Source organism: Flavobacterium sp. GCM10022190, from assembly GCF_042656445.1.
Lineage (GTDB): Bacteria > Bacteroidota > Bacteroidia > Flavobacteriales > Flavobacteriaceae > Flavobacterium > Flavobacterium nitratireducens.
This window is the reverse complement of record NZ_JBHSOQ010000003.1, coordinates 543,971-567,680: the sequence shown is the minus strand read 5'-3', so window position 1 is coordinate 567,680 and position 23,710 is coordinate 543,971. Positions and strand designations below refer to the sequence as shown.

Sequence of the window (23,710 nt, the reverse complement as noted above, 5' to 3'; positions counted from 1 at the left end):
ATTCCAATAAGAAAATCCCCGATTTCAAAATTTCGGGATAAAATATTAAAGTTGAAATTTGGAATTTTTTAAAAATTGGAATTTAAATCATCTTCTTCGTCTTTGTGAATTTCGTTTCCATAATCATCAATATCTCTACGATCTTTTTTAGTAGGACGACCTGTACCACTTTTTCGATAATGTTCTTTAGAAAGTTTTAATAATTCCAGATGTTGATATACTTCTGGTGGAGTATCATTTCTTCTGTAGATGTCTACTAATTTTGCACCAACACGATTTTCTGGGATATCTAAAACAGTTATGGTTTGAGTGATTTGGTCTTTTCTAAAAGTGATTTTGTCAGTAGGAAAAACTTCTTTGGATGGTTTTGCAACCACACCGTTTACAGTGATGTGATTTTTTTTACAGGCCTCCGTAACCATATTTCTGGTTTTGTAATATCGGACACACCATAAATATTTATCTATTCGCATAAAATTTCTAAAATCAGAGTTAAATAGTTTACAAAAATAAATCAATATTGTATCTTGCGCACTTAAAATTCAGCTATAATGAACAAATTTAAGTATTATTTTATTGTAATAATTACAAGCCTCTCTTTATTTTCGTGTTCTAAAGATGACAACTCTTTTACTCCTGAACCGCTTAAGGATTATGCCGATCAATATAAAACGGATTCTACTGCTATTAAAGAATATTTAGATACTTATTATTTGGATGATGTGGACAATGCTAATTTAGCGGATAATGATGTAGTATTTAAAAAAATAACGGATGCTGTAAATCAAAAATCAATCATGTCCTATTTAAACAGTCCAACTTTTCCAAAATTATTGAAAAAAGAAGTTAAATTGCATGATATTACTTATACTTTATATTATTTAGTTTTAAGAGAAGGTACAGGGGTTTCGCCTTGTAATGTTGATGGTGTACTTGCGGCTTATAAGGGTGATTACTTATATCGTACCACTGCTACTGCCACTACTTCGTCTGAACTGTTAACTAAAGAATTTGAAAAAGTTACTTATCCGCAGTCATTTTTAAATTTATATCAACTGGTTACAGGATGGAGTGAAGTATTTCCTGAATTTAAAATAGGTACATCAACTCCTAAGTCAGATGGTACTGTAGAGCATTCAGGTTTTGGATCAGGAGTAATGTTCTTGCCTTCAGGATTGGGATATTATGGTTCAGGTCAAGGAACAATTCCTAGTTATTCACCACTTATATTTAGTTTTAAATTATATGGTGTGAGTAGATCGGATTTAGATAATGATGGAGTTCCTTCCTATTTAGAGGATATTAATGGGGATGGATATGTTTATTCTTTAGCGTCTGGAGTAGTTAATTCAGATGATTCAGATAAAGATGGAATTCCTGATTTTTTAGATACAGATGATGACGGTGATGGTTACACTACTCGATACGAAATTACTAAACCTACAAATGAAGTAGGTGTCGTTAATGGATTTAATTTTGGTTTAAGTAAATATTATCCTTATGACCCTGTAGAAGACAATCCTTTTACCACTTATAATGAAAAAGAACCTAGAGGTATACCTGCATTTCTTGGAAAAGACACCAATGGAAAAGACATGTTTGATTATACTTCTTCTAATAGGTTAAGAGTTCATTTAGATAAAAATTACTCTAAGAAACAATAAAAAAAAGAGGCTGTTTTGAATAAAAACAGCCTCTTTTTTTTATATTTAGTTGTAAGTTTACTCTTTAATCAACCAATTTTTGAAATCATTGAAAACTTGAGGAGAAACCCCATGTCCTATTGGGTATTCATTGTACACAGAATCAATTCCTAATCCACTTAAGAAAGGTTTTGTTCTTCGAGCCCATTCTACAGGAATTACTTGATCAACGGTTCCGTGAGCGGCAAAAACTTTCAAATTAGAGAAATCATTGTTTTTGTAATTTTCTTCAAAAATAGGTTCGCTAATGTAGCCACTTAAAGCAATTACTTTTTGCACTTTATCTGGGTGTGAAAGAGCGATAGCATTACTCAAAATAGCCCCTTGACTGAATCCCAACAAAGTGATTTTTTTTTCATCAATAGGGTATTTTGCAATTAATTCTTCGATAAATTTAGCGATTAAATCTCTTGATTTTTTGGCCTGTTCATGGTCGGAGAATTTATTTTCATTGGCATCAAAATTGATGGCGTACCAAGCGTAGCTTCCGTATTGTAAATCATAAGGAGCACGGGCTGAGATTACGTAATATTCTTCAGGTAATTCGGAAGCAAAGGAGAATAAGTCGGCTTCATTGCTGCCGTAACCGTGTAACAGTAGTAATAATGGATTCTTGACTAATTTTATTTTAGGTTCTCTGATGAGGTATTCTAAGGATAAATTCATGTTTTGAATTAAACGTTTTTAAATATTTTTTGAAATTGTTCTCCTAAAATTGGAATCGCTTTCGTTTGTCCTTGCAAAGCTCCTAAAAAACCGTATATCCAAAGGATAAAATAAAATAAATAAAAAGCGGAAGAAATGGTCCAGCTGTCGAAATATCCAATGAAATACCCAATTAGGAAAAACGATAAAAAGATTCCTAAAGCCTGACGTATATGGAAAGAAGCAAAAGGATTTTTCTTTTCAGCGTTCATAAACAGCGCAATTACAGCTCCTATGATGGTGAAATAACTAACTATTGCGATGTTTTTACCTTCTTTATCTAAAGTCATGATTCTATAATTAGTTAAGTATTAATTTTCCTTGGTTAACAATTCCATATGCTTTTCCTTTAAGTTCCATGCCTAGAAATGCTGAGTTTTTAGATTTAGATAAAATAGAAGCTTTTGAGAAAACGCTTGTTCCTTCTGGATTGAATAAAGTGATATTTGCTTTTATACCTTCTTTGATTGATGAGTTTTCAATTCCAAAAAGACTTTTTGCAGCTGTTAATTTTTCGATTATTTTTTCTAAAGGCAAAACCTGTGTTAAAGCACCAAAAGCAGTTTCTAAACCAATTGTACCATTTTTGGCCAAATCAAATTCCATTTTCTTGTGCTCAATGTCTATTGGATTATGGTCGGAAGTAATTACATCGATAGTGTTGTCTAAAACACCAGCCAATAAAGCCTGGCGGTCTTCTTCAGTTCTTAATGGTGGAGCTACTTTATAGCGGGTATCAAAATTGTCTAATTTTTCATCCGTCATAGTTAAATGATGAACACTTACGCTACAAGTTAGGTGTAATCCTTTGGCTTTTGCTTCTTTGATTAAAGCTACCGATTTAGCTGTTGAAACTGTTGGGATATGCATTTTTCCACCAGTATATTCCAGTAAAAATAAATTACGGGCTATTTGTAATTCTTCGGCTAAATTGGGAATTCCTTTTAGTCCTAAACGAGTCGAAACGATTCCTTCATTGACAACACCGTTTCCTTTAATTTTTTCTTCCTGTGCAAATGCAATGACTACGCCGTCAAAATCCTGAGTGTATTGCAAGGCTATTTTTAGCAAATTGGCATTTTCTAAACTACGATTGTAATCACCAAAAGCAATAGCTCCGGCTTGTTTCATATCATACAATTCAGCCATATCTTTACCTTCTGCATTTTTAGTCAAAGCACCAATAGGGAAAAGTTCTGTGGCCTGTCCGAAAGCTTTACTTTTTACAAAATTAATATGCGATTGATTGTCAATTATAGGGAAGGAATTAGGTTGCAAAGCAATGCCTGTAAATCCACTTTTTGCTGCAACTTCAAGGCCGTTTGCAATAGTTTCACGATCTTCAAACCCCGGTTCACCTAAACAAACACTGCTGTCAAACCAGCCTTGTGAAACATGAAGATTGTCTAGTTTTACTTCTTCTGCTGTATCGATATTGGCTAAGTTAGCGCCTATTTTTTCAATGAATCCATCTACTATTAAAATATCTACCGTTTGATTGTGAAAAGGACTTTGTGGGTCGATAATTTTGGCGTTTCGGATAATGAATTTCATAAGTAGAATATATTTTTATTTCAGGAATTTTATAATTGCCATTTCGCATAGCAGAAAGAGCAGTGCAAAGATAACAAACCATTTCCAAAGTTGATTATCCATTCTATCGCTTTGTATACTATGAAAAATACTTTCTATTGTATCTGAAGTGGAGTAATTAGATAGTAAATTGTCATCTAATTGGTTCAGGTTACTTTCGCTTCGGCTGTAATTAAAACTAATGTTTTCTATCCATTGTTTTTGGTTTATTATTTCAAAATTGCCGGCTTCCTTAGGCAAATCATTAAAAGTCAATTTGACCTTAGAATTCATAATTTGCTGAATTGGGATGAATTGTTCGTTTGCATTTTTTATTTCTAAAATACCATCTTTTGAAAGTGAAGTGCTTACAATAAAAGGATTGCTGTTTCCAATTGTCAGTGCATTGATACCATTATTTTGATTGGATTGTACCATTTTGTAAAAAGTAGGAACAATTAATGGCGATTGTTGAAAGTTAGAATTTTCAGTATTTATAGGAGCCGAAAACACATAAACGGTCGAAACGGGATTTAATAATCCAGTTAGAAAAGCAGTTTGATTTTCATATAATAATGCCGCCGGGCTAGAACTTACAATACTAAAGGAAGCTTTTGTCATTGGGTATTGAAAATTAGAAATTGTATTTTCGAAAACCCCAGTGAACAAAGGATGATTAAAATTAATCTTGCTAATTAGTTTGTTAGCTATTTCAAGGGATTTGAATTGGATGTTTCCAAAATTTCCCAAGAAAGTATTTAGTGATGCAACATTGCTTTTAGCCGAAGGAATAAGTACAAGATTGCCGCCTTTTTGAACAAAATCTTTTAAGGTTAATTGTAATGCCTGTGGAATTTCGTCTAATTCGTTTAAAACAATTACATCTTGTTTTTCAAGGTTGTTATAATCCAAACTGGCTAATTCCGAATTGCTATAATTAAATTCGTCATTCGTATAAATTCGTTGTAAAAAGTTGCTTTTTTGGCTTTCGCCAATGCTGATAACAGAAGTCTTTTGAGTTTTTGAAATACTAAAATAAAAAGTGTTGTCGTAAGTCAAACTGTTATCCGAAATCGAAACATAGCCATGGAAAGCTTGTTTAGGGATACTAAAATGTAATGATTTTTTAGGTGTTTCTAGGTTACTTACGGTTTTTGCAATCAGTTTGTTTTGATTGTAAATCGCAATTGGAACCGATTTGATGTCTGTACCAAAACGGGATAAATCAACATTGATGTTGTAGAAATCTTCAGTAGTTTCATCAATATAAACACTATCTATTGAAATATTATTTAGTTGCTCTGCCTTTGGAATAATAAAATAACTTAGATCTTCCTTTGGAAGGTTTTGAAGTTGTTTAGCATTCAATCCTACAGCGTCAGTAATGATTATGATATCTTTTTTGCTAGCTGATGGATGCGCATTGATTCGGGCTAAAATTGCATTAAGGTCAAAAGGAATGGCACTGTAATTTAAATTTTGCAGCGTGCTTCTGATAGATTTAATATCGGTATTCCAATAACTTTCGGTATTGGTTAATAACGAGAAATTTTTGTTTTCGGGCGTTTCTTCCAGTAATTCTTGAACAGCTCTTTTTAGTAATTCGCCTTTTTTCCCTTTGGCTTGCATGCTGAAAGAATTATCCAGAATAATGTACATTTCATTGGAACGATTATTTGCTTCTTTAGAATCAAAAAAAGGTTGGGCAAAAGCCATAATAACACAAAACAGTACTAACAAACGAGTGACAAGCAACAACCATTTTTTAAGTTTGGAACTTTTTCGGGTTTGTATAGAAATGGATTTTAAAAACCGAACATTAGTAAAATATTCCTTTTTAAACTTTCTGAATTGAAATAAATGAACCAAAATAGGTACAATCAATAAAAAGAGAAAGTATAAGTTTTCAGGATGTTTAAAATGCATTCTTGTTTTGCGTTATTATTGAGTATTCAAAAATACAAATTTCGATATTGAAAATCGGTTTAATTGTTCTTTTGAGAATTTAATTATAGAAAAAGAATTTTATTAGTACTCTTTTTTAACGAATTAAATATGGGTTTGCTTTAGGCATTTCAATTTTCTCCCAAATTTCTTCAATCCAGATATTAACATCTTGGTCAATTGTATTTTTCTCTAAGAAAAATTTAAGGTATAAATTGTTGTTTTTTAATTTAAATACTAATCTATTGTCCTTTCCTACCAAACTAGGAATTATTGATCGTTGAACAGATTCTACATAAATACTATCCGATTCAATATGACCGTAACCATCTGTTCCAATCATGGCATTGTACCCATTAATGCTGAAATTAGTGAATTTTCCATCTGAAGCAACCATTTTGAAAGTTCCTGGTGTAGTTGGAATAAATCCCTTATCTAGTGCATTTGAAGTTCTTTGTGCTCTAAATAACCACAATCCTTCCAATAGATTTTTTTTAATTTCAGTTTTAGTTTGTGTTTGAGCAGGAGTTTTTATACATACCAGTAAAATGATAAAGAAAAAGGTTTTTTTCATAATTTTTTGGTTTTTAAATTGGTAGAATTATTTTTCATTTAGCCAATGTAGTTATTTTTTTACACAATTTGTTTTTAATTATAATTTACTTGTTTTTTTCTTATAAAATTATAGTCGTAGATTTACTAAAAATTATAATTGATGAAAAGAAGTATTCTAATTGTACTAGTTGTATTATTTTGTTTTGGTTTACAAGCTCAGCAAAACAAATTTAATTTGCTTATTGGGACCTATACAAAAGGCTGTGACAGTAAAGGAATTTATGTGTATGATTTTAATGCCGAAACAGGGGGTTTTCAACTTAGAAGTTCTACCGAAAGTATTGTCAATCCTAGTTTTATAACGCTTTCGCAAAAGAATGATTTTGTCTATTCAGTCAATGAAGATGGTGCAAATAGTACGGCCTCTGCATTTAAATATGATGCTAAAAATGGTAAATTAGTTTTTATCAATAAGCAAAATATTCAAAGTCCCGGTCCTTGTTATATTATAAATGATGATGCCTTTGTAATTACGGCCAATTATACTGGAGGAAGTGTGGCCGTTTTTGGAAAAAATAAAAATGGAAGTTTGACTGAACTGAAACAATTGGTACAGCATTCTGGAAAAGGGATTAATCCAAGTCGTCAGGAAAAATCACATTTGCATTCGGTTCAATTTACTCCGGATCATCAATTTGTGCTAGCTACTGATTTAGGAACCGACAAAATGTATGTGTACCAATACAATCCAAAAGCGGCAAAACCTTTACAATTAAAGGATAGTATCATCGTGAAAGCGGGAAGTGGCCCCAGACATTTTGCCTTTAGTAAAGATGCTAAAAAATTGTATTTGTTACAAGAATTAGACGGAACGGTTTCGGTATTTAATTATGGAAAAGGAAAATTGAAATTAGTTCAGGAAACTACTGTTGTAGCCGATGGATTTAAAGGAACCTTTACAGCTGCAGATATTCATATTTCACCTGATGGAAAATTTTTGTATGCCACTAATAGAAAAGAAGCCAATACCATTACTTGTTTTAAAATTTTGAAAAATGGTCAATTAGAATTGGCTTCAAGAATTAGTACAATGGGTGATGGTCCTCGAAATTTTGCTATTGATCCAACGGGTAATTTTTTATTAGTGGGACATCAATATACTAATAATGTGGTCATATTTAAAAGAGACAAAACAACGGGAGCACTTACAGATACTGGAAAGCGAATTGAGATGTGTTCTCCGGTTTGTCTAGTGTTTACAAAACAATAATTTAAAATATGAATCAAGCTTTAGTCCATTTTTTATCTCATAATTCGAAATTATCGGCAGAATCCATTCAAGATTTATTGAAGCATTGGAATAAAGAAAGGGTACTTTTACCTAAAGAAATATTGTTGAATTTTAAACAACAAGATTCAAATTTGTATTTTATAAAAGAAGGTTGTGTACGTTTGTTCGTTATAGATAATAACGGAGAACAAATCAATATGGGATTTGGTTATGAAAATGCTTTAATTACTTGTTTTCAGACTTTTATTGAAGGAAAGCCGTCTTTGATAAGTATTGAATCTATTGTAGAAACAAAATTGGTTGCAATAGCGAAATCTGATTTAATTCAATTAATTCATTCGAATTCCGAAATTGCTTTGTGGTATCAATCCATGTTAGAAATAACATTAACAGGTCACATTCAGAGGCAAGTAGAATTACTTACTTTAAAACCAAAAGAACGTTATGATGTTTTTATAAAAAGGAGTGGACATTTGATAAACAGAATACCTTTAAAATATATAGCTTCTTATTTGATGATGAAACCTGAAACTTTAAGTAGAATTAGAGCTAAAATTTCTTGATTTTGATCAAGAAGAAAAACTCGTTTTAATTTCAAATTTGTGAATGTATAATTTATAAATCACAAATTATGAAATTAGTTGCAGGACAAAAGGCACCTTTATTTGTTACAAAAGATATTTTTGGGAATAATGTAGATTTGAATAAGTTTCAAAATCAAAAAATCTTATTGAGTTTTTTTCGTTATGCGGAATGTCCATTATGTAATTTACAAATTTCGAAAATTATAAGGCATAAAGATTTGTTTGAAAAGAAAGGAATCAAAGTAATAGTAGTTTTTGAATCTCCTGCTGAAAGTTTAAGATTGAGTATTGCAAATCGGCATGGTTTTGATTTTTCAATTATTGCAGATACAAATAGAGATTTGTATAAATTATATAAAGTGCATCCATCTTGGGTTAAGACTTTGCGAATGATATCTGTAAAAGGATTTCAGCATGTGTTTGAAGCAATGAAAAAAGGGTGTAAAGCAGTTGGAAAAGTTGAAGGAACTTTACATCAAATTCCAGCAGATTTTTTAATTGGATATGAAAATAAGATTGAAATAGCACATTATGGGAATAGTGTTATAGATCATTTTTCTCTGGAAAAATTATTTGAGTAGTTAATAAATTAAAAAAGCCTAAAAATGAAAATTCTCATCTTTAGGCTTTTTAATTATTTCTTTTTCTTCTTTTTAGCTTGTTGTTTCAGCATGTTTCTATTAACAGATCCATGAGTTTTTTTCTTGGTTTTTGAAGGCCCTCCAAGGTTTACTTTTTGGTTCTTTTTAGCCTTATCGTGAAAAGCAGCTCCACCTTCAATTTTTGGTTTTTTCATTAACATTTTAATGGGCTGTCTGTCTTTTTCAGGACCAATTAATTTGGTAGAAATTTCAACTTCTTCAGGGAAATCTTCAATGGCTAATTCCATATCCATCAATACTTCGGCTTCAATTTTAGCTTCTTCTTCACGAGGAGAAATAAAACTGATGGCAGTACCATTTGCATCAGCACGACCTGTACGACCAATACGGTGCATGTACAATTCGGCAAATTCAGGCATTTCAAAATTGATGACGTGTGTGATATCCGAAATATCCAAACCTCTCGCCATAATGTCGGTTGTAATCAATCCGCGAAGTTCACCTTCCTGAAAAGAAGCCATCGTATTCAAACGGTAATTTTGCGATTTATTAGAGTGAATCACACCAAATAGCCCTTCGAAATCTTCCTCAATGCGTTCGTGAAGCATGTCGGAAATCTTTTTATTATTAACAAATATCAAAACACGACTCATCTCTTCGTTGGTTTCTAATAAATGTTTGAGCAAGTTTACTTTGGTGTTGAAATTAGGAACATTATAGGTAATCTGTTTGATTTTTTCCAATGGTGTTCCTGATGCTGCAAGAGTTACTTCTTCAGGATAATCGAAGTAGTCATTCAAAATAGCATCAACTTCATCAGTCATTGTAGCCGAGAATAAGATGTTTTGACGTTTTTTAGGCATCATTGCAAACAAGGATGTCAGTTGGGTACGGAAACCTAAATTAAGCATTTCGTCAAATTCGTCAATAACCAGCTTTTGCATGTCTTCAAAACGAACCACATTATCTAGCGCTAAGTCCATTGTTCTACCTGGAGTTCCAACTAAAATATCGGAACCTTCGTAGACAGTCTTTTTTTGTGTATTGATATTAACGCCACCATAAATTCCAATGGTTCGAATAGACATATATTGGGTTAATTTTTCTATTTCTTCTACCACTTGAACTACAAGCTCACGAGTAGGAACTAATATGACAATTTTAGGAGTATGGGTAGTGCTAAACTTGTATTGTTTTAATAAAGGTAATAAGTAAGCAAAGGTTTTACCTGTACCTGTTTGTGCAATTCCCATCATGTCTCTTCCAGACATAATTACAGAAAAAGATTTCTCCTGAATAGGAGTAGGAGTTGTAAGACCTATTTCATCTATTGCTTTTTGTAATGATTTAGGAAGATTGAATTGCTCGAAAGTAGCCATAAAACGTAAATTTTGTGCAAAGATAGTCTTTTTGAAAATAACGTTATTAGCGATTGAAGATATTAAGGAGATTTAAAACCGCAAATTCGCAAATTATTTATTCAAACTATAGCTAATTTTATTAATGATACAGTGAATATCATTTTTGAAAGCTTATATCTAAATAATTAATTTGCGACTCGAGCGATACTAAACAGGCGAAACAGTTTGCGTTAAATTAAAATAATGAGGGTTTTATTTGAATCTTAAATCCCAAGAAACCGTAAGTGAATAAATCCAAAAATAATTACCTGGGTCAAAACTAATTTCTTGATGTGCCACATCAAATTGTGCACCCCAAGCATTTTTATTTTTATTGGTTGTAAAAAAGTAACTTAGATTAAAACGCTGAGTTTGTAAATTTACTATTGCTGTATTGTTAGCATCATTAAATTGGTTTATTTCTGGCGAAACTCCCATACTGAATAATAAACCGATATAATTATCGGCATTACTGCGGTATTTTCTATAATTTAATGCTGCAGAAGTACTTGTTCCTCCTTCACCAGGAGTAAAATAAGGTCTTAACGACCAGTAACTATTTCCAGTGTACCAACCGATAGAGCCCGTATAAATGTTAGTAGTTGTACTGTATTTTAATGTTCTAAAACCTGCAGATAGTTCTAAGCTATGAGGCAAGGATTTATACAATTCGGCTCCGTATCTCAAGTCGGGAAAAATAAAACTATTTGCATAACCAACATTGACATAGGCATATAATCCTTTAGTAATTTTAGGATACATATCAACTTCAAGCTGTGCAGCGTTTTCTTGAAAACGACGGTTTACATTTACCCTGCTAATAATACTTCCGTATTTGGTTTGTTTTGTATAACTCAAAGAGTAATATTGCATCGGATCAAAGGTTTTTGAATACAAGTCAACAGAAGCTCTTAAACCAATAGTATTAGTGCGTAAAGAACTATTTAAACCTTCCAGAAAATCTGTTGCTTCTTTGTTATCCGGTTGTTTGGTAAGAATTTCTTGAGCAGTACTTTGGGCTTCCAATGGATTGTTAGTGTTCTTTAAAGCAGCAGCTTTTAATAAGGTGATTTCAGGGTCGTTTGGAAACTTTTTTAATGCTTTTTTTGCCATTTCTAATGCTTCATAAGGAGCGTCTGCCCATGATTCATTTTTGATAGCCGCAATCCAGTTTTCTTTGTTATCCGGTGCTTTTTGAATAACTTGATCAAATTCTTTTCTGGCTTTTTTATAATCGCCATCCCAAGCGTAAGTCGTGGCTAAGAAAGTACGAATTTCATGGTAATTAGGATATTTTGTCAAGATATTTACCAAGGTATCTTGAGCCTGTTTTCTTTGTTGGTTAAAAGCTAATTTGCGAGCCGTTTCAAAAGAGCTATCAGGGTCTCCGTTGTAGGTGACTACTTGAGCTTGAGCCGATAGAGCAAAAGCAAAAGAGAAAACTAAGGTTAATTTTATAATTGATTTTTTTATCATTATTTTATTTCCTTTTTAAGTTTTAGTATTTCAGAATTGTTAGGTTGTTTTTTAAGCATACTATCAATGGCTCTTTTTGCCATAGCGATATTATTTGTTCTCTGGTATGCTTTGGCTAATTTAATACCTAATTCTGGATTTTTGATTTCATTTTTCAATGCTTTTTTAGCAATTTCTATTCCTTTATTGTCTTGTTCAGACCACCAGTAAATATCCATTAATGCTAAGTAGCTATCGTAATAATAAGGGGTTCTTTTTACTACTTCTAATAATTCTTTTTCTGCAGTTTTATAATCTTTATCCCAAGCCAAAGTTCTTCCTTTTAAAGTTCTCACATCAGCATAGTTAGGTAATTCATTTAAAATGTAATTGCATAAAGTACGCGCTTCTTTTCGTTGATTGTTAAAGGCAAAGTCTCTAGCTTTCATGAAAATTTGGTCATTATTTAAACCTTGAATTTCTTTTTTAATAAAAGCTAATTCTTCTTTTGTGAATTCGTAGTTAGCCTTACTGTAAATCTGTAAATATTTTGGAATGATTTTGTTTTTTTGAGTCAAATATGCGTTCAATTTTTTAGCCTCGAGCATATTCGCTTCAATAGTTTGCATCATTTCACTATCACTAATTTTTTTCGTTTCAAAGTTTTCGTCAATTTTAAATAATTCACCATTAGAATAAAGATAATCTTTGTAAATTAAATCATTGATAACTCCTTTGTTTTGCATGATTGGAATAGAATGAATGTTTCTAAAACGTTTTTCGGTATCTAATCCAGTACTCATCCAAGCTGTTTTTTCTATTTTATTCATTTTGTAATTGTTCATTAAAAATGAAAGTAAACTTGGAGTTATATCCCAGTGTGAAGAAACAGATTTGAAAGATTCTGCTTTTTTAAGCATTGGGCTATAGATATACAAAGGCACGTGAAAACGACATAATTTGTCTTTTTGTTCAATAGGAATCAAACGGTGGTCGCCCGTGATTACAAAAATTGTGTTTTTGTAATCCGGTCTTTTAGCATAATTTTCCATGAAAGTTTGAATCGAATGATCCGTGTATAATAGCGAGGCATAAATATCTTTGTAAGTATCAATTTCGGATGCTGAAAGCGATAAATTTTTGTTGGTATTCTTGATATGCTCCACTTTTCTTAAATATTCTTCTTTTTCAGGAAAGTTAAACGGTTCATGATTAGTCAAAGTCATAATGATATCTAATCGTGGTCCTTTTTTAGTATCCATTTCAGAAAGTGTCTTTTTGAAGATTTCAGCATCAGGATATCCCCATGAAAAGCCTTCTTCGTTTTTTTCTGTCATTTTGTAACTTGCGCCAAACTTGTTAATGTCGACAATATTGTCAATATTGTTGTATTCTAAGAAATTAACACGATGGTCAAAACTTGATTCATCACCGCAATAAAAAGCGGTATTGTAACCGTTAGATTTTAAAATACTAATCAATGAGCTGTGAGCAGGCAAAGGATTCATTTCTAAGAAACCTTTATTTCCGTAAGGTAATGAACCTAAAATAGAAGGTAATGCTCCAAATGTACGACCGGCATTACTCACAAAATTCTCCCAATACAAAGATTTAGGTATCATTGAATCTAAGTAAGGCGTGAATCCTCTATTCGCATTTTTTCCTATAAATTCATCACCTAAACCTTCCACAATAATCATGACAATGTTAGGTTTTTCCTCTTCAATGTTAAAAAAAGGAGCCAAAACATCCGGTGTTTCTGAAGCGGGTTTTAGTAATGGATATTCGTTTTTGTAGGTTAATTTTGCTGCATCAAATTCACTTTGATCTTTTTGGAAACGAATAATATCATTCGTGAAATAGGCAAGTTTATTTTGATATCCAATTTCTGAGATTTCAGGAAGAATGAATTTAATCAAAATGCAAACAACTGCAAATATTCCTGAAATCTGATAGAGTTTTTTGGATTGAAACGTTTTACTAAAATACTTTGTAATCCACCAGAATAAGACTGGAAATAGAATAAATGGCACAAAATACAGAATTGAAAAACTCTCCGAAGCTGTAACGGTAATGTACATGTCATCTAAAGAGTATCCTAAAAAGTCGGCTCCTAAATTAACTAAAGTGGTTAGGTGGTATTTAGTTAAAGCAAATTGACCAATTACAATTAAAGTAAAAAGAATTTTGAATATCAAATTAGCCCATTTTTCACTTTTGAGATTTAAAATAAAATAGATTGGTAATCCAATTAAACTGATCACTAAAGTGGTCGTGAAATCATTAATTAGTTTGTAAACTAACGTTAAAAAAGTATTCGTAATTTCTATTCCTGTGAAGCTTTTTGCAACGATTTCGAATAGGCTAATTAACCAAAATACAGTTAACATTGATAGGCATAAGTAGCCATAACTAAATGATTTTTTTAGTTCTTGATTAGTGTCCATTGAATTTTTGTTTGGTGTTTTTTTATGTTTTAATTGCTGCTCATTCCTTTACGAGTCATTTCTCCCCATTTTATTTTTTTGTTAAAATGGTAGTCAAAGTTACCTTTTATTGCTGCATATAATACAACTGGGTGATTTAAAATAGGTTCAGTAAAGGCCGTTTTTACAAGTTGCCATCCCATACCTTTTTTAGAGTATTGGTGATAAGTAAGCTCCTCCGTTATAATGGTTATAATTGAAAAAAGAACATTGAATAAGTAAGCAAAAACAAGAAATGAAATGGCATATTTCCAAACTACAAAATCGTAAACGATAAGGGCAATAAAGTAAAATAAGCCCAGTACTTCAATAATTGGCGCAACTCTTTCAAATAAAAACCAATAAGGATAACTAATCATTCCTAAAGAATTGTATTGACTCTTGAAACCTATTTTTTTGTGTTTTTTTAATGTTTCTATTGTTCCGCGCGTCCATCTGTTTCTTTGCGAAATAAATATTTTATGGCTATCTGGCGCTTCGGTCCAACATAATGGGTCAGGAATATAAGCTACTCGATATTTTACCTTTTTTTCTTCCATGTGGCGTCTCATTCTAACAATGATTTCCATATCTTCCCCAACAGTTTTAGTATCATAACCACCAACTTCTAAGGCAATTTTTTTATCAAATAAACCAAAAGCTCCCGAAATAACCAAAAGTCCATTTAATTTACTCCAAGCCATTCGTCCTAAAAGAAACGCTCTCAAATATTCTAAAATTTGAGCTTTTACTAGTCCGCTTTTAGGTAAGTTAATATCCAGTAATTTACCGTCTTTTATTTTACAGGAATTGGCTATTCTGATTACTCCACCAGCAGCAATTACTTTTTCATCTGTTGATTCTAAAAATGGTTTTATCATTTTTTGTAATGAATCTTCCAAAAGTAAGCAATCTACATCAATGCAAGCAACATATTTATTAGTACTTATGTTTAATCCAAAATTTAAAGCGTCGGCTTTTCCTCCATTTTCTTTGTCTACCACAATTAATTTCTCGAATGCAGGATTAGTCGATTTGAAAACTCCATTTCTAAGCGGTTTTGTTGGCAATTGATTGTTAATTAGGTAGTCTACTTTTACTAAGTCATAAGCAGCAATTAATTTTTCTAAACTATCATCTTTACTACCATCATTGACAATGATTACATCATAATTTACATAGTGATTTGAAAGCAGAGAGCGTACATTTTCTACAATATTCAAACTTTCGTTGTATGCCGGAGCAATTATCGAAATAGAAGGTGAAATGGAAGAAGAAAGTATTTCAGTATAGTTTACAAAACTATTTTTCTTCATATAATTTACCGTTTCAAATGCAGAGATTATAGCTAAAATGATGTAAGATGCTACAGCTGCAATTGCAAAACTAAAGAATATAAAATCAAGAAAATCGATGATGAAATTTGATAGGTTCATGATTAACTAGCTTTGATTAAGTTGGTTTCAATTGGGTACTCTTCGGCAATGCTGTTGATTACAAATGTATTATCATCGTCAACAGTAATTAAATTCATGATTTTCATTACTGAAATTCGGATGTAGAAATTATCATGGTTCATGTATGCTTTTACAAATTCAACATCATCAGGCATAGACATTTCTTCCATCATTTTGAAGAAGGCAATTTGTTCTTCCAATGTTCTTTCTTGAAGATCTACTTTTAAGATTTCTACCGCTTCATAAATTCCTAAATGGCTCACTAATTTAATCGCTTCTACTCGGATTTCTTCATTAGTATGTTTGAACAAATCAATTATTTCGGCTACAACATTAAATTGATTGTGCAATCTAACTAATTTGAGTGTAAATGATACAACAGAATCGTTTTTAGAACGTAACCAATCGTTTAGATCTGGAACTTCTACATTTTTGAATTTATTTAAAATTTCTAATAATTGAATTTGATCCCATTCAGAAAGATCATTTTCAATAATATCTAAGAATTTAAGTCCGTCAAAACGGAATAACTGCACCAAGTATTTTTGAATTTCAAAACGAACTTCTTTTCTAGGATGATTGATTAATTGAATAATTTCATCGTGAGTTTCTTTGATTTCAAATTTGGTTAATTCTCTAATAGCTTTAGCTACAACTGCCCATTTTTTACTTTTTAACTTAGAAGTTGCCGATTTTATCAAATCGGTTTGATAATAAAGTCGTTGAATAGCATCGGCTGTTTCACCTGAAACATCATTTTTTAATTTCAAAAAAGTATTGATGATAATTTTTCTCTTCAATCTGTTTTCCGAACATTTTTTTAAATAAGCAACAATTTTTTGTTGTTGTTCATTTTCCGTCTCATCATCACCAGCATATAAATATTCAATCAAATCTGATTCATATTTTTTTTGATACGTAGTTTCTATTCGATTCTTTATTTTTAATCGATCTCTTAAATTTTTTAAGTAAATCATACAAAGAAATATCGCTACTGCAAATGCCAGAGACAAATAGTTACACATCTTGAGGATAATGTGCATACTATTTAAGGAGTCTATACTATTTTGAAAAAACTCTAACATGATAGTTCCGATTTAAAGCGTTATTGCAATAATCTTTTGATACGAATAATCAATTCGTTTGGACTAAATGGTTTGCTCATGAAGTCAGTTGCTCCTAAATTGAAAGCATTTAGAACCATTTCTTCTTGTCCAGCAGAAGAAAACACAACGATAGGCGTTTTTCTATCGAGTTTGTTTCTTACATGACTAATTACTTCTAATCCGCTTATGAAAGGCATCATGATATCGGTAAGTATCATGTCAGGATTGTTGTCCTCAATCAAATCAACAGCTTCTTTGCCATTGTTTGCAATGTAGAGTTGGTAACCTTCTTTCTCTAATTTAAATTGTAATAATTTTGAAAGAATAGAATTATCCTCAGCCAAAACAATTTTTTTTGTAGAATTCATCTTTTTAGTAGGTTAGGTTTATGTTAGTAGGGCTTAATAACATGATAAAAGTAAAAATAAATTTTGAATTACATCGATAAAGTGCTTAAAAATACCGATAAAGTGCATTTTTTTACACAAAAGAACTAAAAAGATTACAAAAAAGCTTTAACGAATAGGATTTCTGTCGTTTAGATAGATTTAGAAAAGAATTATAAAGGAGGATTTTTTTAAAATAGGCTTAAAAACCTTCAAATACACCCAGGCCAAAAAGGGCAAAATCGTATTTTACAGGATCATTTTTATCCAACTCACGAAGTTTTGAGTCTAATTCAGCCAATGCTTTGGCATCGTTTTGTTTACGAGATAATAAACCGAGTTTTCTGGCTACATTTCCAGAATGTACATCTAAGGGGCAAGAAAGTTTTGCTGGGGTAATGGATTTCCAAATTCCTAAATCAACTCCTTTATTGTCTTGGCGACACATCCATCTCAGGTACATGTTAATACGTTTGGCCGCTGAATTATTCAAGGGATCCGAAATGTGTTTTTGAGTGCGGGCTAAATGTGGAACTTCAAAAAATACTTTTTTGAATTCCGAAATGCTTTTTTGCATCGAATCCGGTTCTTGGTTTTTTGCAAAAACAGACTCTAGTCCACCGTGATTTTTATAAATATTTTGCAGTGATTTTATAAAACCAATAAAATCCTTACCATTGAAGGTTCGGTGTACAAAAGATTCTAAATTTTCTAATTGGGATTCTGAATGTGACATGATAAAATCATATGGGGTATTACCCATTAGTTCCATCATACGATGACTGTTTTTAATAATCATCTTCCGATTTCCCCAAGCAATAGTAGCACTCAAAAAGCCAGCAATTTCAATATCTTCTTTTTGAGTAAACAAATGTGGGATTTGTACAGGATCACTCTCAATAAAGTCCAGTGTGTTGTATTGAAATACTTTTTCGTCAAGAAAATCTTTGAGTTCGGAAAAATTCATGAACCAATTTGGTATTAATGATTACTAATCATTCCGTCAATCATCACCAGTTTTCTATCGGCCATATTGGCTAACTCTTCATTGTGCGTAACAATAACAAAAGTTTGTCCAAATTCATCTCTAAGTTTAAAGAATAATTGATGTAGGTTCTCTGCCGAATGGGTGTCTAAATTACCAGATGGTTCATCGGCAAAAATAACGGCAGGCTTGTTAATCAGTGCTCTAGCAACGGCAACACGTTGTTGTTCCCCTCCTGAGAGTTCGTTGGGTTTGTGGTGAATTCGATGTGAAAGACCTAAATAAGTAAGTAGTTTTATGGCTTCTTCTTCGACTTCTTTTTTATTTCTCTTTGCAATATATGCAGGAATACATACGTTTTCTAAAGCTGTGAACTCAGGGAGTAATTGGTGAAATTGAAAAATAAACCCTAAATTCAAATTTCTGAATTTGGATAAATTTTTGTCATTCATGGATAAAATGTCTTCGTCGTTTATGCGAAGTTCAATTTCGTTGTTGTTTTTTTCTCCTTTAGGAGTAGGGGAACTTGGGCGGTCTAGTGTACCCAGAATTTGTAAAAGAGTCGTTTTTCCGGCTCCCGAAGCGCCTACGATGGAAACAATTTCTCCTTTTTTAATATGTAAATCAACTCCTTTTAGAACATGAAGTTGGTCGTAATATTTATGTAAGTTTTTGGCTTGTATCATTTTTGGCAATTTTTACAAAGAAACAAAGATTTTAATGATTATTAAATTGGTGCAGCTATATTTTTGCCTTAAAAAAGCATAAATTTGAGTTAATAAATAATAGGGGGATTTGCCCCCACAATTAAAAAATAATAGTACTTATGGAAAATGAAAATAAAAAGGAACTAGCTACATTAGCAGGAGGTTGTTTTTGGTGTACTGAAGCTGTTTTTTTAGAATTAAAAGGGGTGCATAAGGTGGTTTCAGGATATATAGGAGGTGCAACTGAAAACCCAACCTATAAAGAAGTTTGTGAAGGTAATACAGGACATGCGGAAGCTATTCAAATTGAGTTTAACCCTCAAGAAATTTCTTTTGGTGAGCTATTAGAATTATATTTTGCTACGCACGATCCTACCACTTTAAACCGTCAAGGGAATGATATAGGTACGCAATATCGTAGTGAGATTTTTTATCATACAGATGAGCAAAAAGCGATTTCTGAAGACTTTATACAGTTTTTAACTCAGGAAGCTGTATATCCTGATCCTATTGTAACTAAGGTTACACCAGCTACAGTTTTTTATGTTGCCGAAGATTATCATCAAAACTATTACAATCAAAACAAAACACAATCGTTTTGTTCCTTTGTTATTACTCCAAAAATAGATAAGGTTAGAACTTACTTTAAGGATAAATTAAAAGGTTAGTAAGGGAGTAAAAAGAAATGAGAGAAAAACAGCAAAAACTTTTATTAGGGATTCTTTTCGACTGTATTGGTATGTTATCTTTTTCTGTGCCTTTCTTGGGTGAGTTTTCAGATGTGGTATGGGCGCCCTTGTCTGGTTTTTTGATGACTCGAATGTATAAAGGTTCGTTAGGAAGGTTTAGTGGGCTTATTTCTTTTGTTGAAGAGTTTTTTCCTTTCTCTGATTTTATTCCCACTTTTACATTAACTTGGATTTATAATTATTTGATAAAAAAGAATGTTTAAGCTTTGGGTTCATTAAAAAAGAATCCTAAGCCCATTCTTTTTAGCATCTTTTTTTCAAATGCCCAGAAAAATTTAAATTGGCCAAATAGTAAACCTATAGCGACTAATAGGATTTGGTACAAAGGAAATATGATTAATAAACGGATGGGAGTATGCCAGAAACCAAAATCTTCTTTAAGAATTCCTAGCCAATTACAAACGGGTTTAGAAATCCATGCGGAAGCTGATCCTGTAATGGCAAAAACGATAAAAATAATGGTGAGTTGAAAGTTAGACTCTATTTTCCAACGTTTTTTTAATTCCTTCATCTTTAATTTACAATGATTACAAATGTAGTAAAGATTATCTTAAAGGGACACGGCCCAATAGGTTTTGGCGGTAATTATTTTGAAAAAAAATCATGTAATTGTAAATTAGATAATTTACTTCATAGCCATAATTAATATTAGGGTCGTAATCGATACTCATTTCATATAAATTGCGATTGTAACGTTGCGGTTGTAAAAAGCGATTATTCCATTCGTTTATGTAAAGTCTGTTTTTGGTTTCTAAATAACTTTGAGAATAAAACCCTCTTGGGTAGGCCATAGAAGCCAGCCACATGTTAAAACCCGGATCAATAATGATTACCTCGTATTCCAGTTCTTCATTAGCTATTTTAATAGTGTCATTACTGCTGGAAGTTAGACTTGCTTTTTGAGGGATGGTGTTTTTTTGACTTACACAACTTATGATTATTAGACCTAAAAGGAATGGTATTATGTATCGCTTTTTTTTCATGATTCAGTACGCTTAGTAGTATTAAATTTACGAATATAATCTTGTAACTTTGATTTAGATCATAAATCAAATGTTGTTTTTTTGAAGCCGCTAAGTTGTTTAAATAAATTTTATTTTCCAAAGAGTTTTCCAAGCATTGCGCCCAAGCCACCTTTTTTCGTTAATTCTTTAGCATCTTCCAAATCAATTTGTCCATCCGAATTTTGATCCAAGCCAAAATGAATTCCGTAAGTATCTATGGCGTCCATGATACTGGCGTGTTCGGGACTATTTCCGCCTGTTAATGATTCTAGAATTTCCGAAAGAGTAATACTCTTGTCATTTGGATCCCTTGCCTTGCTTATTAAAGAGTGGAGTACTTTTGGAATTAAGTTAGTCGTGGTATTTGTGGCGGTATTTTGTTCTATTCCTAATTTCTCAGTTAATGAATTAGAAACTTCAGTAATTATTTTTTGAATTGTAGGATGGTTTTTGTCAATATCCTTTTCATGTAACAAACCTACAATTTGAGTTAAATCAACGTCGGTTGCTATTTTTTGTAAACTGGAAATAATAGAACTGCTGGTTTCTTTCAATACAGCTTCATTTTGTTCGTTTGGAATAGCCTCGTTTTTTACAACAGCATCCTGACCAAATTCTTGTACTAGTTGTGTTAATTGTTCTAACATGAGTTTTTTATTAAAATGGTTATAACCAAATATAATGAAAAAAGGACTCATTACCAATTGATAACGAGTCCTTTTGTGTTATAAAAACCTTAAATTATTAGCTCAAAATACTGATGATTTGAGAGGCTAATTCAGTTCCAATTCTATCTTGCGCCTCATCTGTAGCAGCTCCAATGTGTGGAGTCAAAGAGATTTTTGGGTGCATTAGTAATTGAGTAGCTGGAGTTGGTTCGTTTTCGAACACGTCTAATCCAGCAAAAGCAACTTTTCCGCTGTCTAATGCTTTCACTAAATCCACTTCGTTAATTACACCACCACGAGCACAGTTTACAATACCTACACCGTCTTTCATAGTAGCAAATTCTTTCTCAGTAACGATATATCCGTTTTGAGCAGGAACGTGTAAAGTAATGAAATCAGATTCAGCAAAAACAGATTCTAATGATTGTGTTTTAATTGTAGTTGTAATTGATTGTCCGTCAAAGAACTCTACTTTTACATCTACTTGTGGGATAAAACTATCTGCAGCAATCACTTTCATTCCTAAACCAAGAGCCATTTTAGCAGTAGCTTGACCAATACGACCAATACCTACAATTCCTAAAGTTTTGCCTCTTAATTCAATTCCGTTAGCATACGCTTTTTTCAATTCGTTGAATTTAGTATCACCTTCAAGTGGCATGTTTCTGTTTGAATCATGTAAAAAACGTACTCCTGTTAATAAGTGACCAAATACTAATTCAGCTACTGATTCTGATGACGAAGCAGGTGTGTTGATTACAGCAATACCTTTGCTTTTAGCGTATTCAACATCAATATTATCCATACCTACACCACCACGACCAATAATTTTAATACCCGGACAAGCATCAATAATGTCCTTGCGAACTTTTGTAGCACTACGAACTAAAATAACACTTACGTTGTTTTTGTTGATGTAGTTAGCTACTTGTTCTTGAGCAACTTTTGTAGTGATTACTTCAAAACCACCTTTTTCTAAAGCTAAGATTCCACTTTTTGAAATCCCATCGTTTGCTAATACTTTCATGTTTTTTTTTATTACATTATGAGGATACCTCCTCAAATTAATTGAAATGTTTTTAGAAGCTGTTTCCCGCTATCCGTTTCAATCTTGTGTCGGCGTAGATGCCTGCCGCCACAAGGATTTCCACTTCTATCGGGGCTAGAGCCTCCGCTAGCAGCTAAAGTTTAAACAAACAAAGAAATTTTTTTGTAAATATTTAAACCGCTTTCTCTAAAGCTTGCATTACATCTACTAAAACTTGTACGCTTTCAATAGGCATAGAGTTGTAAATAGATGCTCTGTAACCACCTACAGAACGGTGTCCTGGTAAACCTGAAATTCCAGCCTCTTTCCACATTTTGTCAAATGTTTCTGTGTGCTCTGGATTTGTTAATAAGAAAGTAACGTTCATTGTAGAACGATCTTCCTTAACGGCTGCTCCTTTGAATAATGGATTTCTGTCAATCTCGTTATAAAGCAACTCAGCTTTAGCGTTGTTTAATTTTTCAACTGCTGCAATTCCGCCTTTTTCCTTGATCCATCTCAATGTCAATAGAGACGCGTATACAGGGAATACAGGAGGAGTGTTGTACATACTGTCTGCTTTAATGTGTTTTGCATAATCTAACATGCTAGGGATAACACGACCGTTTTTACCAAGGATTTCTTCTTTGACAACTACTAATGTAGTTCCAGCAGGCCCCATGTTTTTTTGAGCTCCAGCATAGATAATATCAAATTGAGAGAAATCTAATTGTCTAGAGAAAATATCCGAACTCATGTCACATACCATTGGGACATTTGTTTTGGGGAATTCTTTCATTTGTGTACCAAAAATAGTGTTATTTGAAGTACAGTGGAAATAATCTGCATCAGCAGGAATTTCATATCCTTTTGGTACATAAGTATAATTGTCTTCTTTTGAAGAAGCAACAATTACTGTTTCTCCAAAAAAATTGGCTTCTTTTATAGCTGCAGTAGCCCATGTTCCTGAATCCAAGTAAGCTGCTTTTCCGCCTTCTTTCATCAAGTTGTATGGAACCATTAAGAATTCAAGGCTTGCTCCACCTCCAAGAAAAAGAGCTTGGTATCCTTTTCCTTCTAATCCTAGTAACTCAAGCACTAAGGCTCTAGCTTCGTCCATTACTGCAACGAAATCTTTGCTTCTGTGTGAAATCTCTAAAATTGATAATCCCGAATTATTGAAATCTAAAATAGCTTGTGCTGATTTTTCAAAAACTTCTTGTGGTAAGATAGATGGTCCTGCGCTGTAATTGTGTTTTTTCATGGTGTAGTATAAGTCCAAAAAATTAAAATGCAAATTTCGATAAAAATGGTCGAAAATACATTAAAATATCCGTAATAATTA

General features: G+C 32.2%; 25 protein-coding genes. 6 read left to right on the top strand and 19 right to left on the bottom strand.

Annotated features, from left to right (window positions below):
* Positions 1–68 precede the first annotated feature (68 nt).
* The gene (locus ACFPTQ_RS12525) at positions 69–473 is read right to left on the bottom strand and encodes an RNA-binding S4 domain-containing protein (protein ID WP_379777871.1); all 405 of its coding nucleotides are present in this window, start codon (positions 471–473) and stop codon (positions 69–71) included.
* Positions 474–551: 78 nt separating this feature from the next.
* Between ACFPTQ_RS12525 and ACFPTQ_RS12520 the strand changes: the two genes are divergently transcribed.
* Positions 552–1,664 carry an FKBP-type peptidyl-prolyl cis-trans isomerase gene (locus tag ACFPTQ_RS12520; RefSeq protein ID WP_379777870.1) on the top strand — a complete coding sequence of 371 codons (1,113 nt, stop codon included), beginning with the start codon at positions 552–554 and terminating at the stop codon, positions 1,662–1,664.
* 57 nt (positions 1,665–1,721) lie between these two features.
* On the opposite strand, the gene ACFPTQ_RS12515 is transcribed toward ACFPTQ_RS12520, so the two are convergent.
* The 5 genes from ACFPTQ_RS12515 to ACFPTQ_RS12495 form a co-directional block, all read right to left on the bottom strand.
* On the bottom strand, positions 1,722–2,369 hold the full coding sequence (locus ACFPTQ_RS12515; protein WP_379777869.1) for an alpha/beta hydrolase: 648 nt from the start codon (positions 2,367–2,369) through the stop codon (positions 1,722–1,724).
* An 8-nt stretch (positions 2,370–2,377) separates the two neighbouring features.
* Positions 2,378–2,698, bottom strand: a complete 321-nt coding sequence (locus ACFPTQ_RS12510) for a DUF4870 domain-containing protein (protein WP_278036026.1) — start codon at positions 2,696–2,698, stop codon at positions 2,378–2,380.
* 10 nt (positions 2,699–2,708) lie between these two features.
* Entirely contained in the window at positions 2,709–3,962 is a 1,254-nt protein-coding gene (locus tag ACFPTQ_RS12505) for a dihydroorotase (protein WP_379777868.1), read from the bottom strand.
* Positions 3,963–3,977: 15 nt separating this feature from the next.
* The gene (locus tag ACFPTQ_RS12500; RefSeq protein WP_379777867.1) at positions 3,978–5,906 is read right to left on the bottom strand and encodes a BatA domain-containing protein; all 1,929 of its coding nucleotides are present in this window, start codon (positions 5,904–5,906) and stop codon (positions 3,978–3,980) included.
* Between the two features lie 115 nt (positions 5,907–6,021).
* Positions 6,022–6,498, bottom strand: a complete 477-nt coding sequence (locus tag ACFPTQ_RS12495; RefSeq protein ID WP_379777866.1) for a DUF4488 domain-containing protein — start codon at positions 6,496–6,498, stop codon at positions 6,022–6,024.
* 141 nt (positions 6,499–6,639) lie between these two features.
* On the opposite strand from ACFPTQ_RS12495, the gene ACFPTQ_RS12490 reads away from it, so the two are divergent.
* From ACFPTQ_RS12490 to ACFPTQ_RS12480, 3 genes are all read left to right on the top strand, one after another.
* A complete protein-coding gene (locus ACFPTQ_RS12490; protein ID WP_379777865.1) occupies positions 6,640–7,749 on the top strand; it encodes a lactonase family protein in 1,110 nt (369 codons plus the stop codon).
* Between the two features lie 8 nt (positions 7,750–7,757).
* A complete protein-coding gene (locus tag ACFPTQ_RS12485) occupies positions 7,758–8,333 on the top strand; it encodes a Crp/Fnr family transcriptional regulator (protein ID WP_379777864.1) in 576 nt (191 codons plus the stop codon).
* Between the two features lie 68 nt (positions 8,334–8,401).
* A complete protein-coding gene (locus ACFPTQ_RS12480; protein WP_379777863.1) occupies positions 8,402–8,935 on the top strand; it encodes a peroxiredoxin-like family protein in 534 nt (177 codons plus the stop codon).
* Positions 8,936–8,988: 53 nt separating this feature from the next.
* Here the strand turns inward: ACFPTQ_RS12480 and ACFPTQ_RS12475 are convergent, their stop codons facing one another.
* The 8 genes from ACFPTQ_RS12475 to ACFPTQ_RS12440 all read right to left on the bottom strand — a co-directional run bounded on the left by ACFPTQ_RS12475 (position 8,989) and on the right by ACFPTQ_RS12440 (position 18,896).
* Entirely contained in the window at positions 8,989–10,335 is a 1,347-nt protein-coding gene (locus tag ACFPTQ_RS12475) for a DEAD/DEAH box helicase (RefSeq protein WP_379777862.1), read from the bottom strand.
* Between the two features lie 234 nt (positions 10,336–10,569).
* Positions 10,570–11,832 carry a YaiO family outer membrane beta-barrel protein gene (locus ACFPTQ_RS12470; protein WP_379777861.1) on the bottom strand — a complete coding sequence of 421 codons (1,263 nt, stop codon included), beginning with the start codon at positions 11,830–11,832 and terminating at the stop codon, positions 10,570–10,572.
* Positions 11,832–14,258 carry a sulfatase-like hydrolase/transferase gene (locus tag ACFPTQ_RS12465; RefSeq protein ID WP_379777860.1) on the bottom strand — a complete coding sequence of 809 codons (2,427 nt, stop codon included), beginning with the start codon at positions 14,256–14,258 and terminating at the stop codon, positions 11,832–11,834. Before ACFPTQ_RS12465 ends, ACFPTQ_RS12470 begins: the two co-directional genes overlap by 1 nt.
* Before the next feature lie 29 nt (positions 14,259–14,287).
* Positions 14,288–15,712 (bottom strand): glycosyltransferase family 2 protein, encoded by a 1,425-nt coding sequence (locus tag ACFPTQ_RS12460; protein WP_379777859.1) that lies wholly within the window; start codon positions 15,710–15,712, stop codon positions 14,288–14,290.
* 2 nt (positions 15,713–15,714) lie between these two features.
* Positions 15,715–16,818, bottom strand: coding sequence for a HEAT repeat domain-containing protein (locus tag ACFPTQ_RS12455; protein WP_379777858.1), 1,104 nt, complete (start codon positions 16,816–16,818; stop codon positions 15,715–15,717).
* Between the two features lie 20 nt (positions 16,819–16,838).
* Positions 16,839–17,207 (bottom strand): response regulator transcription factor, encoded by a 369-nt coding sequence (locus ACFPTQ_RS12450; protein ID WP_379777857.1) that lies wholly within the window; start codon positions 17,205–17,207, stop codon positions 16,839–16,841.
* 220 nt (positions 17,208–17,427) lie between these two features.
* A complete protein-coding gene (locus ACFPTQ_RS12445; protein WP_379777856.1) occupies positions 17,428–18,192 on the bottom strand; it encodes a TIGR02757 family protein in 765 nt (254 codons plus the stop codon).
* A 14-nt stretch (positions 18,193–18,206) separates the two neighbouring features.
* Positions 18,207–18,896, bottom strand: a complete 690-nt coding sequence (locus tag ACFPTQ_RS12440) for an ABC transporter ATP-binding protein (protein WP_379777855.1) — start codon at positions 18,894–18,896, stop codon at positions 18,207–18,209.
* Between the two features lie 140 nt (positions 18,897–19,036).
* Between ACFPTQ_RS12440 and msrA the strand changes: the two genes are divergently transcribed.
* Both msrA and ACFPTQ_RS12430 read left to right on the top strand, forming a co-directional pair.
* The gene (gene msrA / locus ACFPTQ_RS12435; protein ID WP_379777854.1) at positions 19,037–19,585 is read left to right on the top strand and encodes a peptide-methionine (S)-S-oxide reductase MsrA; all 549 of its coding nucleotides are present in this window, start codon (positions 19,037–19,039) and stop codon (positions 19,583–19,585) included.
* 17 nt (positions 19,586–19,602) lie between these two features.
* Positions 19,603–19,869: a hypothetical protein gene (locus ACFPTQ_RS12430; RefSeq protein ID WP_379777853.1), complete on the top strand. Its 267-nt coding sequence runs from the start codon at positions 19,603–19,605 to the stop codon at positions 19,867–19,869.
* Here ACFPTQ_RS12430 and ACFPTQ_RS12425 read toward each other — a convergent pair.
* The 5 genes from ACFPTQ_RS12425 to serC all read right to left on the bottom strand — a co-directional run bounded on the left by ACFPTQ_RS12425 (position 19,866) and on the right by serC (position 23,629).
* Positions 19,866–20,177: a DUF6787 family protein gene (locus ACFPTQ_RS12425; RefSeq protein ID WP_379777852.1), complete on the bottom strand. Its 312-nt coding sequence runs from the start codon at positions 20,175–20,177 to the stop codon at positions 19,866–19,868. The genes ACFPTQ_RS12430 and ACFPTQ_RS12425 overlap by 4 nt on opposite strands.
* A gap of 34 nt (positions 20,178–20,211) precedes the next feature.
* Positions 20,212–20,649: a DUF6146 family protein gene (locus tag ACFPTQ_RS12420; RefSeq protein ID WP_379777851.1), complete on the bottom strand. Its 438-nt coding sequence runs from the start codon at positions 20,647–20,649 to the stop codon at positions 20,212–20,214.
* 110 nt (positions 20,650–20,759) lie between these two features.
* The gene (locus ACFPTQ_RS12415; protein WP_379777850.1) at positions 20,760–21,317 is read right to left on the bottom strand and encodes a hypothetical protein; all 558 of its coding nucleotides are present in this window, start codon (positions 21,315–21,317) and stop codon (positions 20,760–20,762) included.
* A gap of 97 nt (positions 21,318–21,414) precedes the next feature.
* Positions 21,415–22,365, bottom strand: coding sequence for a D-2-hydroxyacid dehydrogenase (locus ACFPTQ_RS12410; RefSeq protein ID WP_379777849.1), 951 nt, complete (start codon positions 22,363–22,365; stop codon positions 21,415–21,417).
* Positions 22,366–22,558: 193 nt separating this feature from the next.
* Complete coding sequence (gene serC / locus ACFPTQ_RS12405; RefSeq protein WP_379777848.1) at positions 22,559–23,629, bottom strand: 3-phosphoserine/phosphohydroxythreonine transaminase; 1,071 nt, start codon at positions 23,627–23,629, stop codon at positions 22,559–22,561.
* Positions 23,630–23,710 lie beyond the last annotated feature (81 nt).